This is a genomic window from Mesorhizobium sp. RCAM 05104 (genome assembly GCF_059683645.1).
On the sequence record NZ_CM185033.1, the window covers coordinates 5,258,028 to 5,270,832 of the forward strand.

The window sequence follows — 12,805 nt, forward strand, 5'->3', positions numbered from 1 at the left end:
GATTCAAAACGAGGCGTACTCTGGCAAGATCAGAGTTCCCGGTTGGGTATCGAGCGGGATTATTCGTGGAGACGAATTGGCCCTTCATATCGCTACCATCAGCGAGTGTCGGTATCGGTGGTTGCGCCTCCGCGATTTGAACCTGCGGTTTTTTGCCAACAAGGCTGAACGGAGAGCAACCGATCAGGCTCGCGGATTTCCGAAAAGCACGCCTTGCTATCCCTTTCTGCGACCGATCGATTTGATGGCTTCTCTCATCTCCCGCATGTGCACATCTTGGGAGACATGGACCAAGATCATGATCTCGCCAGGATTGAAGGAGGCCACGCATCCTGCGGACTGCTATTTTCCGCAGGAGCACAGCCGAGCCGTAGCGAGCGCTACTCGCAATGGTTGTGAAATCCCGAAAACAGGCCTTGCTCCGAGCGCCTGACAGAGCGATTCTGCGCCTTGCACACGCACTCGCGCGCCAAGCGGCCCGCGAAGATCACGAGCGTGAACAGGCCGAGAAAACTCACCATGAATCGAACCGCGATCTACGCACGCTTCTCAACCGACCTCCAGAATGAGCGATCGATAGACGATCAACTCGCTTTATGCCGAGCGTACTCAGAACGTGAGGGGTTGAACGTTGTCGCAACGTTTGACGACCGAGCGCGCTCCGGCGGCTCCGTCATGGGCCGTGACGGTTTGCTTCACCTCATGGACAAAGCTCGTGAGCACGAATTTGATGTTCTCGTTGTGGAGGCCCTTGATCGGCTCTCGCGTGACATGGAAGACCTTGCCGGCATTCACAAACGCCTTTCGTTTCTTGGCATCGAAATTCGTGCCGTCCACGAGGGCGTGGTGAACACAGTCTTGGTCGGGCTTCGCGGTCTTGTTGGGCAACTCTATCGAGAGGACATTGCTCACAAAGTCCGTCGGGGCCAGGCCGGTCGAGTCGGCAAGGGGCTCCATGCCGGTGGATTGACCTACGGCTACTCCTACGTGCTAGGCGACCCTGGGAAGCGACTGATCGCTGGGAAGGAAGCGGACATCGTGCGTCGTATCTTCAGGGAGTATGTCGATGGACAGACCCCGCGTGATATCGCGCACAATCTAAATAGAGACCGCATACCGCCGCCTCGTGGTCGAGCCTGGAATGCCTCTACTATCAATGGAAATGCGCAGAGAGGGACGGGTCTGCTTCATAATGAGCTTTATGCTGGCCGCTTGATCTGGAACAGGGTCAGAATGATCAAGGATCCTGATACGGGGAAACGTGTCTCGCGTCCGAATCCCAAGGGTGAATGGCGAACAGTCGAAGTACCCGATCTTGCCATTGTTTCGTCCGACCTGTTCGACGCAGCACACGCGCGGAAGAAGGCGCGCGCAACCACCCATCCAAGCCACCAGCGCCGACCACGGCATATGTTGACCGGACTCCTGAGGTGCGGTGCCTGCGGTGCGGGAATGTCGTCAAAAGGCATGGACAAGTCCAAGCGCATTCGCATCCGCTGTTCGGCCGCGACAGAAAGCGGAACATGCGCTGATCCTAAAACCTTTTATTTGGATACGGTCGAAACTGCAGTTCTGAACGGGCTTGCCGCCGAGTTGCGCCATCCTGAAGTGATTGCCCGGTACGTGCAGACGTACCACGAAGAACGGAAGCGCTTGGCAGCCGATACCGATGCCAGGCGCACTCGTTTGGAGCGACGGCTTGGAGAACTATCTCGGGAGATCGAGCGGCTGGTCAACGCCATTGCCAAGGGTCACGGCGACCCAGCCGTACTGGGACCGCAATCAACAACGCTGAATGAAGAGCGTAAGGGCATTTTGGCCGAGTTGGATCGGGTGCCCGCCGCGACCGGAGTGATCGCGCTGCATCCTGCGGTGCTGGCACGCTACGAGGAACAACTGAACCAACTTCAGACAGGACTTGCCAAGGGCATTGCTGCTGGCGACTCCGAATGTGCCGAGGCGATGCGGGACTTGGTCGAAACCGTCACGGTGTTTCGAGATCCATCGAGGATCGGCGGGGTCGAAGTCGAAATCGCTGGGCGGCTAACGGCACTCTTGGGCGAGGGTGCCTTCCCCCACGGCGTCAAAGGAGTGGGGGGAATGGTGGTAGCGGGAGAGGGACTTGAACCCCCGACCCCAGGATTATGATTCCCGTGCTCTAACCAACTGAGCTACCCCGCCAGGGCGGCGAAAAGCCCGAAATCCGCCTCAAATCGAAAGGCATGTCCGGGCGTTCGCCAAGGTCGCGCGGATATAAGGTTGGGAGGGTGAGCCTGTCAAGCTTCGAAGCAACCGCCGCGCCGGCTTATTGTCGCCGCCGAAAAGCTTTGCCGCGCAGACATTTGAGCGCGGCCGTCGGGGTTGAGTTCAAGGGGACACGTCGCTATGTCTCGGCCACGACTTCTTAGAGTTTTGAAAAACAGATGAAACCGCGCATTGCAGTCCTCGGTTGCGGATACTGGGGCAGCAACCACATCCGCACCCTGAAGGCGCTTGGCGCGCTGCACGCGGTCTCCGACCTCAACCGTGCCCGCGCCGAAGGTTTCGCCAGCGAGCAGGACTGTCTGGCGATCGAGCCCGACCAGCTGTTCATCCGTGACGACATCGACGCCATCGTCATGGCGCTGCCGCCGCAGTTCCATGCCGACCTTGCCGTGCGCGCCGTCGAGGGCGGCAAGGATGTGCTGGTGGAAAAGCCGATCGCGCTGACGGTGGCGGACGCCGAGCGCGCGGTGCAAGCCGCCAAGGACAATGGCCGCGTCTTCATGGTCGGGCATGTCTTGCGGTTCCATCCCGCCTTCGAGACCCTCAAAGGGTTGATCGACAATGGCGAACTCGGCGAAGTCCGCTATATCCACTCTCACCGGCTCGGCCTGGGCAAGTTTCACACCGAGAATGATGCATTGTGGGACCTGGCGCCGCACGATTTGTCGATGATCCTGGCGATCACCGGCACGGAACCGATCGAGGTGCGCGGCGAGGGCGCCGCCCTGCTCGACAATCTCAGCGACTTCGCGCACCTGCACATGCGTTTTCCCAACGGCCTGCGCAGCCATCTCTTCGCCTCGCGGCTCAATCCCTATCGCGAGCGGCGGCTGACCGTTGTCGGCACCAAGGCGATGGCGGTGTTCGACGATGTCGAGCCATGGGAACGCAAGCTTGCCGTCTATCGCCACGCGGTGTGGCAGGACAGCGGCCAATGGGCCTTCACCACCAACGAGCCGTCCTATGTCGCGGTAGCGCAAGGCATGCCGCTGACGCGCGAGCTGGAGCATTTCATCCAATGCATCGAGACGCGGGCCGAGCCGCGCACCAGCGGCGAGGAAGCGATCAGGGTGCTGCGCATCCTGACGGCCGGCACCGTCACGCACACCAAATCCTGAGCGAGCGCCTGGAAATACTATTCTGGCGGCCAGAGCGAATTTCGAAACGGTCTCTGAGAGGGTAGCGTTTTATTCGGCGGGAATCTGCGCCGGCCTGGCGGCAAGCCGGGTCAGCATGGCCTCGGCCTCGGCGCCACGCTCGGAACGCTCGATGAAGCCGCCGCCGAACACGCGCGCCTCGTTGCCGTCATCGGAATAGAGCACGCAGGCCTGTCCGGGCGCGATGCCGGACTCACCATCGACCAGTTCCACCCATGTCGCGCCATCGCGGTGATGCAATACGGCCGGGCGGGGCGGGCGCGTCGAGCGGACCTTGGCGAACAGCTCCAGGCCGGCGGCAGGAACATCGGCCAGCGGCCCGTCGCCCAGCCAGTTCATGTTGCGCAGATAGATCTTGTGCGTCTCCAGCGCCTCGCGCGGACCGACGACGACACGGGCGCGGTCGGCATCGAGATGGACGACATAGAGCGGCTCGCCCGAAGCGATGCCGATGCCGCGGCGCTGGCCGATCGTGTAGCGCAGGATGCCCTCGTGGCGGCCGAGCACGCGGCCGTCGATATGGACGATGTCGCCGGGATTGGCCGCAGTTGGCCTCAGCTTGGCGATGATGTCGGAATATTTGCCTTGCGGCACGAAACAGATGTCCTGGCTGTCCTGCTTGGCGGCGACCGTCAGTCCCATTTCCTCGGCGATGGCACGAACCTGCGGCTTCGACAGGCCGCCGAGCGGAAAGCGCAGATAGTCGATCTGCGCCTGCGTGGTGGCGAACAGGAAATAGCTTTGGTCGCGGTCGGCGTCGACCGGCCGGTAGAGCGCGCGGTGGGCGCCATTGGCGCCGGAACGGATATAGTGGCCGGTGGCCAGCGCTTCTGCGCCAAGCTCCTTGGCGGTGGCCAGAAGATCGGCGAACTTCACCGTCTGGTTGCAGGAAACGCAAGGGATAGGCGTCTCGCCGGCGACGTAGCTTTCGGCGAAGGGATCGATGACCGCCTTGCGAAAGCGTTCCTCGTAGTCGAGCACATAGTGGGGAATGCCGAGCGTCTCGGAGACGCGGCGGGCATCATCGATGTCCTGCCCGGCGCAGCATGAGCCGGCCCGGTGTGTCGCCGCGCCATGGTCGTAGAGCTGCAAGGTGACGCCGACGACATCATAGCCCTCGCGCTTCAGCAGGCCAGCGACGACCGATGAATCGACGCCGCCCGACATGGCGACGACGATACGGGTGTTTTCGGGACGTCCGGGAAGATCGAGGCTGTTCATGGTTCTTTCATTCCGCCCGGCGCTGAATGCCAGTGGCTGGAATATAGGTCAAGCACCACGGCTGCGCCAGCTTTGAGGGCCTGCCGATTTTGTGTCCGAATCCGAACCAGCCGCGAGGTGTTTAAAATGCTGACCAAAAGACTAACGCGGCGTTCATGATCCTTACCTAGTCATTAGGGTCTGCTTAGGCAAATTTTAAAGCTGTGGCGGTAACGTGGCGGGGATTGGGTCTTTGAGTTTTTTGTAGAGAGTACGATGACCGATCTGGTTAGACCGAGAGTCAAATATGTTATCGGGCCTGACGGCAGCCCTCTTACGATTGCCGATCTGCCGCCGACGAACACACGTCGCTGGGTTATCCGGCGCAAGGCGGAAGTGGTTGCGGCGGTGCGCGGCGGGCTTTTGAGCCTCGACGAGGCATGCCAGCGCTACAAGCTGACCACCGAGGAATTCCTGTCCTGGCAGGCGTCGATCGACGAATATGGCCTTGCCGGGCTGCGCACCACGCGCATCCAGCAATACCGGCATTAGCAAGTTTGCTTCCGGAACGGCGATCGTGGGTCAAGGGGCGGCGCAAGCCGTCCTTTTTTTCGCGAGCGGGCACGCTGATTGATCGCCCACTACTACGTAAAGTCGCGTGCCGACCTGCGGGTGCGAGCCATGGGGCGGCGCGCCCTCCTTCGGAGTCCCACAGGGCGAGGCTAGGGCCGCTTCCCGGTCGGCATGACCGGACTCTAGCTCACAAACGAGCCAAGAAAGTCGTTGACCAAATCCTCCCTCGTCTCCGAAAAAAGACTTTCGATGGTCAGGTCCATCTCTTTTTGGGCGATGATGGCGTCGATCTGCGCGGTTGGGAGGGGATTGCTGAATCGGCAACTCAGCGTGTGCTGTGTTCTTTGAACCAGATAGCAGCTCACGAGTTCGGATTTTTCGTCACCAAATTGCAGGTAAAAGTAATCCGGACTGCCTGAAAAGCCGCCGACATACAGCGCCGCTCCGCCTTCAGACAGGTCCAGCATGCGGAAATTGGCGCTCTGGACCTCCCGCAGGCCGTGTGACGGGAAGATGAGGCGAACAAGGAAATTGACGTCCCTTCGAACCCATCTGCGTTTTTCCTTCGTGTTCTCAGAATACTTCACGGGTTTTCCCCAAAAAGACTTAGATGTCCAAGTATTCCTCAGCACCCACTTTGGGAGCATGGAGTGAAAAGGCTTAAGGATCGATAAGAGGTTCCGTTCGAATTGGTTCTTCCTATGTGACGTTGGGAGAGCCCATCCGCTTCTTCAACATCATTGATCGCGCCTTGTGGCCGGGCCGAGGCGAGACGCTCGCGCCGCAGCAGGTTTCGTCCGCGTCCGCGCGCCTGAAACAAGGGCGGCGAGGGCGCGGCGATCCTAGGAGCGAGTCTTTTGACGCTCAGGCTGTCAACACCACTTTGCCGATCGGCTTGGTGGCGAGAAAGGCGTGAGCGGCGCCTGCCTGCTCGAGCGGGAAGCTTTTCGCCACATGGACGGCGAGCTTTTTGGCATCGATCAACTGGGCGAGTTTCAGCAAGCCCTCACGGTCCGGCATGACGGACATGCGCTCGACCCGGACGCCCTGCGCGCTGGCCTGCGTCTTCGTCGCATCGCTGACATTGAGCAATGACACCAGCACGCCGCCACGCTTGAGCACCTTCAGCGAATGTTCTGCATGGTCGCCGCCAACAGTCTCCAGCACGAGATCGATGTCGCGAAGCTTGTCCGCGAAATCGCCCTGGGTGTAGTCGAGAACCTCATCGGCGCCGAGCGAGCGGGCGAAATCGAGCTTCTGCGGGCTGGTGGTGGCGATGACGTAGGCGCCGTGCGCCTTGGCGATCTGCACCGCCAGATGGCCAACGCCGCCGGCTGCCGCGTGGATCAGCACGCGCTGGCCCGATTTCAATCCGCCATGGCGGACGAGGCCCTGCCAGGCGGTGAGGCCGGCCAGCGGCAATGCGGCCGCCTGGATGTGGTCGGCGCCGCTGGGCTTCGGCGCGATTTCGTCAGCGGGCACCGCGGCCAACTCGGCGTAAGCCGCCGCCTGCTTGGGGAAGCGCGGCATGCCGAACACCTCGTCGCCGATCTCGAAGCCCGAGACCCCGGCGCCCAGCGCCTCGACCGTTCCCGAGATATCCCAGCCGAGAATGAAGGGCGGCTCACCGAGAAGCTTATAGTGGCCGGCGCGGACGGCGCCATCGACTGGATTGATACCGGCGGCCTTGACCCGGACCAGCACTTCGCCGGCCTTCGGCGTGGGGTCGGGCTGATCGGAGATGACAAGGACGTCGGGTCCGCCGACGGAATTCTGGATAACGGCACGCATGGGATGTCTCCTGCTTGGTTCGTGCCACTATCATTTGGATAGTAGTAGTCTATTGTCTAGTATGTACCTTTTCGATATATAGGTACCTCATGGATAGTGATAGCGACTCCCCCTTCGGCTATGATGCGTTCCGGCGAACGTGTCCTTCGCACACCGTGCTGGAGATGCTGGCCAGCAAATGGGTTTATCTGGTGGTCTGCGCGCTGCGCAAAGGCCGGCTGCGCAATGGCGAGCTTGCCCGCAAGCTCGAAGGCATTACGCCGAAGATGCTGACGCAGACGTTGCGCGTGCTCGAGCGCGACGGCCTGGTGCGGCGCGAGATCTTCCCGGTCATTCCGCCGCGCGTCGAATATGAACTGACCGAGCTCGGCCAGAATCTGGCGGGGCTGCTCACCCAGATCAGGTCTTGGGCGGAGCAACATGCACCCGACATCAAGGATGCGCGGGCACGGGCAACCGCCGAAAATGAGGGGAATTGGGCCGCTTAAGGGCAGTCTTCAGGTCTGCTCGATCGAGCTTTTCGTGACCTTCGGCCAAGACCGGCACAGGGAGCAAGACTGGCGCCGGGATATCGCGCCCGCCTGGGTGGCAGGCGCCGACGCCACGGACAGGCCGGGCTTCAGCCGATCATCGCACTGCGGCCGCCGATTTCGGCTTCGCGAATCTTGGTGTCGCGTGATTCGAGCATTTCCGCCTTGGAAAGCTCCGCTTCAGCTTCGCCGAGTAGTGATTCGGCAGCGCTTCGCTGCTGGGCGAGGTCGCTTTGCGAGTTTCTGAGATTGTCGCGGCGCAAGCGCGCCGCCTTGGCAAAGGTCGGATAGGCGAAATGGTTGATGTCGGTGATGCCGGCCTTCTTTTCCTCGGCGGTGATCTGAAGCTCAAGCTCGACGGCCATGCGTTCGAACTCGGCGATCATCATGTCGAGCTGCAGCAGCTGCCGCCGCTTCTCATTCACCCGAAACTGCTTCAGCCGAACGAGGTTTTCACGTGACTTCATGATTCGGTACTCCCGGAAACGCACACCCGCACATATCGTCGATCCACCTGGAAAGGCTCAGGCGTTGCCCGTTTCCACTGGCTTTCCCGGAACTATGGGAAACAAAACCCTAAAGTTTTTTGCCGGCGGTAACCATTCGTTTACGGGCATTGTTAATCATACGTGTCAGGGCTTAAGGCCGGGTAAAAATTCCGGCCGCCGATACGGAAGCGCGTCGATGAGTCCCTGGAGTCACTTAGTCCAGGTTATTAATGTGTCGCATTAGGAATTTTGGTCTGTGATTCGTTATTAGATTCAAGAGGGTGTAGAAAGGGGTTAAAAAATCTGGTACCGTCATGGACGGGAAATTAGGTTTTGTTAACCATTCGATGGCAGCCTCTGCAAAGGCAACCACTGCTCCGGTCCAGGACGGGTCGTGAAATGGTCCGGCGGCAGAAAAGGGGAATGAAATGCGTGTTCTGCTGATAGAAGATGACAGTGCAACCGCACAAAGCATCGAACTGATGCTGAAATCGGAAAGTTTCAATGTCTATACGACGGACCTCGGTGAAGAGGGGGTCGATCTGGGCAAGCTCTACGACTACGACATCATCCTTCTCGACCTCAACCTGCCTGACATGTCGGGTTATGAGGTCTTGAGAACCCTTCGCCTTTCCAAGGTAAAGACGCCGATCCTTATCCTGTCCGGCATGGCCGGTATCGAGGACAAGGTACGCGGCCTCGGCTTCGGCGCCGACGACTACATGACCAAGCCGTTCCACAAGGACGAGCTGGTCGCCCGTATTCACGCCATCGTGCGGCGCTCCAAGGGGCATGCCCAGTCGGTCATCACCACCGGCGACCTGGTGGTCAATCTCGATGCCAAGACTGTTGAAGTCGGCGGCCAGCGCGTGCATCTCACCGGCAAGGAATATCAGATGCTGGAGTTGCTCTCGCTGCGCAAGGGCACCACGCTGACCAAGGAAATGTTCCTCAACCACCTCTATGGCGGCATGGACGAGCCCGAGCTGAAGATCATCGACGTCTTCATCTGCAAGTTGCGCAAGAAGCTCGACGCGGCATCCGGCGGCCAGAACTACATCGAGACGGTCTGGGGCCGCGGCTACGTGTTGCGCGAACCGGAAGACATCCGCGTTAGCGCCTGAGCGAAAAGCACCGTCCGAACCTGTCTTTCTCGAAAAAAAACCCGGCTCTGGCCGGGTTTTTGCTTGATGCGCCGACGATCGGCAAGAACGGTAAGACGCTCTGCCATTCTAACGTGCTGTCTTCACGCAATTTTGGACGGGAGACCGTCACACTTCCTGGAACTGCTCCGGTTGGCCGGCCGAATCAGGCGGCGATCTTCAAGGTGCGAAAACGCTCGAGCAGTTGCGGCCGGTTGAACGGCTTCAGCAGATAGCCCTGGGCGCCGGCGCGCTTGGCCCGCATGATCGAAGCGATATCGAGTTCGACCAGCGAAATCAGGATCTGCGGCCTGATCAGGCTGTCCATGGCGCGCACGCGACGAATGAGATCGACAGCGGCTACATCCGGCAAGGCGCCGTCGACGATGATGATGTCGGGCATGTCGGCCGCGCACATCTCCAGCGCGTCAAGTCCGCTGGCGGCTTCTATGACCACCATGTCGGAGCCGCCCAGGATGCGTTTTGCAACCTTCCTGATGACGCTTGAATCGTCGACGAACATGCAGCGTGTCATTTCCGGGTCCTCTTTGCCTTCTGGCAATCCGGTAGCGTCGGGGCATCCGGACTGCACCATAGGCCGATCTGGTAAAGAAGCCGAAAAGCCATTAGGTAAAATTTTTGAAAAGATGCATTCGCAGGCTGTTCTTCACAATGCTTCGCAACGGCCGCTTGGCGAAGCTCGTCTCACTTCAATTGAAAAGCCGCCGCGGATATTGCCGCTTGGAATACTTCGGTTTCTCTGAGGTCAGGCGCGAATTTCAGGCAGCTGATTTCAGGCAGCTGAAAGGACGATTTCTTCCGGCGTGGCGTGGATCGAAATCGTCATGTTGGCCTCACGCGCCAGAAGCAGCGTGTAATAAGGCTGTACCGAATGCGCGTCGATCGGTTCCTCCGGCTTGTGGCCGGAATGCAGTTCGAGGAATTTTGGCGGCACGCGCAGCATCGGGCCGCTCGCCGCGAGCGCAAAGCGTGGCTCGGTTTCGAGGTTTTCAAGGGTCACGGAAAGCCTGCCGCCGCGCGGAATGGCGGCGTTGGCGATGAGGAGCAGGTTGAGCAGCAGCTTGACCTTGTTCTTGGGCAGCAGCGCGCGGGTTCCGTTCCAGCTCAGTTCCGGCTTCTCGTTCTTGAGGAAAGCGATGGCGACGGCTTCGGCGTCGCCGGTGTCGATCAGCATGCCGGCCGAGCCGGCGGCGCCGAAAGCGATACGGGCGAATTGCAGCCGCGCCGAAGCGTTGCGGGCGCTCTGGCGGATCAGCTTCATGGCGTCTTCGTCGGCGCCGCCTTCGTCGAGCAGTTCGAGCCCATTGTTGATCGCGCCGACCGGCGAGATGATGTCGTGACAGACCCGGCTGCACAGAAGCGCTGCCAGATCGGGTGCGGAAAGGGTGAACAGATCGGCCATCGGCGAAAATCCCTGCAAAATTTCACAAACTACGGCCGAGCGATCGATCGTCGCCTGCCCACACGAATCACGCGCTCTCTCCCCGGGCTCCTGAATACACAGCGCCCGTGCGTGCGGCAACAAATCCAAAATTGTGGTCATGGCAAATGGCGTGTTCACGCAGGCTGCCGATGAGCGATCCGAAACAGCCTTTGAACCGCCATGTTCATGTGGGAGCTTAATGGTTGAAAAAGGATTACGGCATAGTTTGCCCGTAACAGTTACCCTTAACGGCCGGCTAAAAGAGCCGTACGGGTGCGAGGCGTCGGCGAAGGTGCTCCCTGACGGAGATTGGAAGCATGTTTTCCCGATTCTACGACCGGAGGTTTTTCCGTGTCACCTCTGACCGGACCCTGTTCCGTGTCATCTCTGACCGGATTTCGTTCCGTGTCATCCCAGACCGGGCATTTGTCCGTGTCGTATCAATGACGATCGCGCTCATGGGCGTTCTCGTCTTCTCGACTTCAGCCCTGCGGGCCCAGGAATATACCGCTCAGGAGATAGTCGATTCCGGTCACAAGTTCTTCGGCGCGACATCGGGCGGGCTCGCCACGGTCGTCGAGAAGATCTTTGCTTCCTACGGCCTGCCCAACGGTTATCTGCTGGGCGAAGAGGGCTCGGGCGCGCTGATCGGCGGCCTGACCTATGGCGAAGGCACGCTCTACACCAAGAATGCCGGTGATCACAAAGTGTTCTGGCAAGGCCCATCGCTCGGCTGGGATTTCGGCGGCGAGGGGTCGCGGGTGATGATGCTGGTCTACAATCTCGACGATGTGAGCAGCCTCTACAACCGCTATGGCGGCGTTGCCGGTTCGGCCTATGTGGTGGCGGGCGTCGGCTTCAACGTGCTGAAGAACAACAATGTGCTGCTGGTGCCGATCCGCACCGGCGTCGGCGCTCGACTCGGCGTCAATCTCGGCTACCTGAAGCTTACCGAGCGTGCCACGTGGAATCCGTTCTGAGGTGAACCCATCCAGTTGCGGCAAAAGCTTGCCGCAACGCTGGATTTCCGCCATGCCAACGTGGCACAGTCCAGCTTTCGTCCATAACGGGTGGTCACTTGGTTCAGTCGTTCCTGTTCTTTGCCCTCGGCTTCCTCTGCGCTGGATTTCTGTCGCTGATGGTTGCCCCGGCCATATGGCGGCGGGCCGTCGCCCTGACGCGCAAGCGCATCGAAGCCTCGATACCGTTGACGCAAACCGAGATCCAGGCCGACAAGGACCGTATCCGGGCTGAGTTCGCCATGTCGGCTCGTCGTCTCGAAATGAGCGTCAAGGCGTTGCGCGAGAAGACGGCGGAGCAGCTGGTCGAGATCAACCGTGGCCGCGAGGCCCTGAAGGGCCTGGCGGTCGAGCGCATGGACAAGAACCAGGCGCTTAGCGAACTGGGGGTCAAGGGTGAAATGCTGCGGCAGCGCGAGGGCGAGCTGCAGCTTCTGTCGGACCGGCTCAAGGAAACCGAACGCAAGCTGGAAAAGCGCGCACTCGAGCTCGAAAAGCTGGAGCGTATGTATGATGACGCCAGTTTTTCCTCCAGCAGCCGACAGATCGAGCTCGTGGCGCGCGAATCCGAATTGCAGAAACTCGCCAGCGACATCGCGCTGCTGCGCGGCCAGCGCAAGGAGGCGGACAGGCGCAACCAGGAGATCGCCGCCGAAAGCAAGGCCGCGCGCGATGCCCTGAAAGCCGAGAAGAAAAGGACCGCCGAGCTCGACAAGAAGCTCGAACGGCTGCTTGCCACGCTCGCCGATCGCGAGGAAAAGCTCGACCGCCGCGAAAAGGAACTGGCGCGGCTCCGTGAAAAGTCGAAAGCCGAGGACAGCGCACCGGCCGTGCGGCTGGTCGGCAAGGCCGGTGAAGTTGCCAAGGGCGATGAGGTCGACAAGGCAATCGCCAAGCTCGACAGCGAACGTGAACGGCTCGAGGCCAGGCTGACGGCGCTGGCGCGCGAGAACAAGCGGTTGAAAGCGGATCTCGATGCGATGGCCGCGTCCGGCCCCACGGATGGCAGCTCCGCATTGCGCGAGCAGATGAATGAACTGGCGGCGGAGGTCGTCCACCTGACGGCCAAGCTCGAGGGGCCTGATTCGCCGATCGCCAGGGCGCTGGCGGCACCCTCGGATGCGCGCTCCGGCAGTGGCGGCCGCAGCCTTGCGGATCGCGTGCGGGCGCTGCAGAAGGCCGTCACGGCAAACTGA

Annotated in this window: 13 protein-coding genes and 1 tRNA gene; 7 read left to right on the forward strand and 7 right to left on the reverse strand. The window is 60.5% G+C overall.

Annotation, left to right across the window (positions count from 1 at the left end):
- Window positions 1-519 precede the first annotated feature (519 nt).
- Window positions 520-2,148, forward strand: a complete 1,629-nt coding sequence (locus tag AC56QP_RS25700) for a recombinase family protein (protein ID WP_489863517.1) — start codon at window positions 520-522, stop codon at window positions 2,146-2,148.
- On the opposite strand, the gene AC56QP_RS25705 is transcribed toward AC56QP_RS25700, so the two are convergent.
- Window positions 2,105-2,181: transfer RNA gene (locus AC56QP_RS25705), tRNA-Met, on the reverse strand. The two genes, AC56QP_RS25700 and AC56QP_RS25705, sit on opposite strands and share 44 nt — an antisense overlap.
- Before the next feature lie 242 nt (window positions 2,182-2,423).
- Between AC56QP_RS25705 and AC56QP_RS25710 the strand changes: the two genes are divergently transcribed.
- Window positions 2,424-3,383, forward strand: coding sequence for a Gfo/Idh/MocA family protein (locus AC56QP_RS25710; protein WP_489862913.1), 960 nt, complete (start codon window positions 2,424-2,426; stop codon window positions 3,381-3,383).
- A 69-nt stretch (window positions 3,384-3,452) separates the two neighbouring features.
- Here the strand turns inward: AC56QP_RS25710 and mnmA are convergent, their stop codons facing one another.
- Entirely contained in the window at window positions 3,453-4,643 is a 1,191-nt protein-coding gene (gene mnmA / locus AC56QP_RS25715) for a tRNA 2-thiouridine(34) synthase MnmA (protein ID WP_489862912.1), read from the reverse strand.
- A 255-nt stretch (window positions 4,644-4,898) separates the two neighbouring features.
- Here mnmA and sciP point away from each other — a divergent pair, with 255 nt between their 5' ends.
- Window positions 4,899-5,174, forward strand: a complete 276-nt coding sequence (sciP, locus tag AC56QP_RS25720; protein WP_013529904.1) for a CtrA inhibitor SciP — start codon at window positions 4,899-4,901, stop codon at window positions 5,172-5,174.
- 203 nt (window positions 5,175-5,377) lie between these two features.
- On the opposite strand, the gene AC56QP_RS25725 is transcribed toward sciP, so the two are convergent.
- Both AC56QP_RS25725 and AC56QP_RS25730 read right to left on the reverse strand, forming a co-directional pair.
- Entirely contained in the window at window positions 5,378-5,782 is a 405-nt protein-coding gene (locus AC56QP_RS25725) for a hypothetical protein (protein WP_489862911.1), read from the reverse strand.
- Between the two features lie 277 nt (window positions 5,783-6,059).
- Window positions 6,060-6,986: an NADP-dependent oxidoreductase gene (locus AC56QP_RS25730; RefSeq protein ID WP_489862910.1), complete on the reverse strand. Its 927-nt coding sequence runs from the start codon at window positions 6,984-6,986 to the stop codon at window positions 6,060-6,062.
- Between the two features lie 89 nt (window positions 6,987-7,075).
- Between AC56QP_RS25730 and AC56QP_RS25735 the strand changes: the two genes are divergently transcribed.
- A complete protein-coding gene (locus AC56QP_RS25735) occupies window positions 7,076-7,474 on the forward strand; it encodes a winged helix-turn-helix transcriptional regulator (protein ID WP_489862909.1) in 399 nt (132 codons plus the stop codon).
- Window positions 7,475-7,605: 131 nt separating this feature from the next.
- Here AC56QP_RS25735 and AC56QP_RS25740 read toward each other — a convergent pair whose 3' ends face one another.
- Entirely contained in the window at window positions 7,606-7,983 is a 378-nt protein-coding gene (locus AC56QP_RS25740; protein ID WP_091578987.1) for a flagellar export protein FliJ, read from the reverse strand.
- Between the two features lie 449 nt (window positions 7,984-8,432).
- Here AC56QP_RS25740 and ctrA point away from each other — a divergent pair, with 449 nt between their 5' ends.
- Window positions 8,433-9,128 (forward strand): response regulator transcription factor CtrA, encoded by a 696-nt coding sequence (gene ctrA / locus AC56QP_RS25745; RefSeq protein ID WP_006203583.1) that lies wholly within the window; start codon window positions 8,433-8,435, stop codon window positions 9,126-9,128.
- Between the two features lie 184 nt (window positions 9,129-9,312).
- On the opposite strand, the gene AC56QP_RS25750 is transcribed toward ctrA, so the two are convergent.
- Together AC56QP_RS25750 and chpT are read right to left on the reverse strand one after the other, a co-directional pair.
- A complete protein-coding gene (locus AC56QP_RS25750) occupies window positions 9,313-9,681 on the reverse strand; it encodes a response regulator (protein ID WP_489862908.1) in 369 nt (122 codons plus the stop codon).
- A 258-nt stretch (window positions 9,682-9,939) separates the two neighbouring features.
- Window positions 9,940-10,569, reverse strand: a complete 630-nt coding sequence (gene chpT, locus AC56QP_RS25755) for a histidine phosphotransferase ChpT (RefSeq protein WP_489862907.1) — start codon at window positions 10,567-10,569, stop codon at window positions 9,940-9,942.
- A 464-nt stretch (window positions 10,570-11,033) separates the two neighbouring features.
- On the opposite strand from chpT, the gene AC56QP_RS25760 reads away from it, so the two are divergent.
- Together AC56QP_RS25760 and AC56QP_RS25765 are read left to right on the forward strand one after the other, a co-directional pair.
- The gene (locus AC56QP_RS25760) at window positions 11,034-11,570 is read left to right on the forward strand and encodes a DUF1134 domain-containing protein (RefSeq protein ID WP_091578993.1); all 537 of its coding nucleotides are present in this window, start codon (window positions 11,034-11,036) and stop codon (window positions 11,568-11,570) included.
- 98 nt (window positions 11,571-11,668) lie between these two features.
- On the forward strand, window positions 11,669-12,805 hold the full coding sequence (locus AC56QP_RS25765) for a coiled-coil domain-containing protein (RefSeq protein ID WP_489862906.1): 1,137 nt from the start codon (window positions 11,669-11,671) through the stop codon (window positions 12,803-12,805).

Bases quoted from the DNA above. Each gene is read 5' to 3' on its own strand.
- AC56QP_RS25700 (WP_489863517.1), top strand. From the start codon at position 520: ATGAATCGAACCGCGATCTACGCACGCTTCTCAACCGACCTCCAGAAT.
- AC56QP_RS25710 (WP_489862913.1), top strand. From the start codon at position 2,424: ATGAAACCGCGCATTGCAGTCCTCGGTTGCGGATACTGGGGCAGCAAC.
- mnmA (WP_489862912.1), bottom strand. From the start codon at position 4,643: ATGAACAGCCTCGATCTTCCCGGACGTCCCGAAAACACCCGTATCGTC.
- sciP (WP_013529904.1), top strand. From the start codon at position 4,899: ATGACCGATCTGGTTAGACCGAGAGTCAAATATGTTATCGGGCCTGAC.
- AC56QP_RS25730 (WP_489862910.1), bottom strand. From the start codon at position 6,986: ATGCGTGCCGTTATCCAGAATTCCGTCGGCGGACCCGACGTCCTTGTC.
- AC56QP_RS25735 (WP_489862909.1), top strand. From the start codon at position 7,076: ATGGATAGTGATAGCGACTCCCCCTTCGGCTATGATGCGTTCCGGCGA.
- AC56QP_RS25740 (WP_091578987.1), bottom strand. From the start codon at position 7,983: ATGAAGTCACGTGAAAACCTCGTTCGGCTGAAGCAGTTTCGGGTGAAT.
- ctrA (WP_006203583.1), top strand. From the start codon at position 8,433: ATGCGTGTTCTGCTGATAGAAGATGACAGTGCAACCGCACAAAGCATC.
- AC56QP_RS25750 (WP_489862908.1), bottom strand. From the start codon at position 9,681: ATGACACGCTGCATGTTCGTCGACGATTCAAGCGTCATCAGGAAGGTT.
- chpT (WP_489862907.1), bottom strand. From the start codon at position 10,569: ATGGCCGATCTGTTCACCCTTTCCGCACCCGATCTGGCAGCGCTTCTG.
- AC56QP_RS25760 (WP_091578993.1), top strand. From the start codon at position 11,034: ATGACGATCGCGCTCATGGGCGTTCTCGTCTTCTCGACTTCAGCCCTG.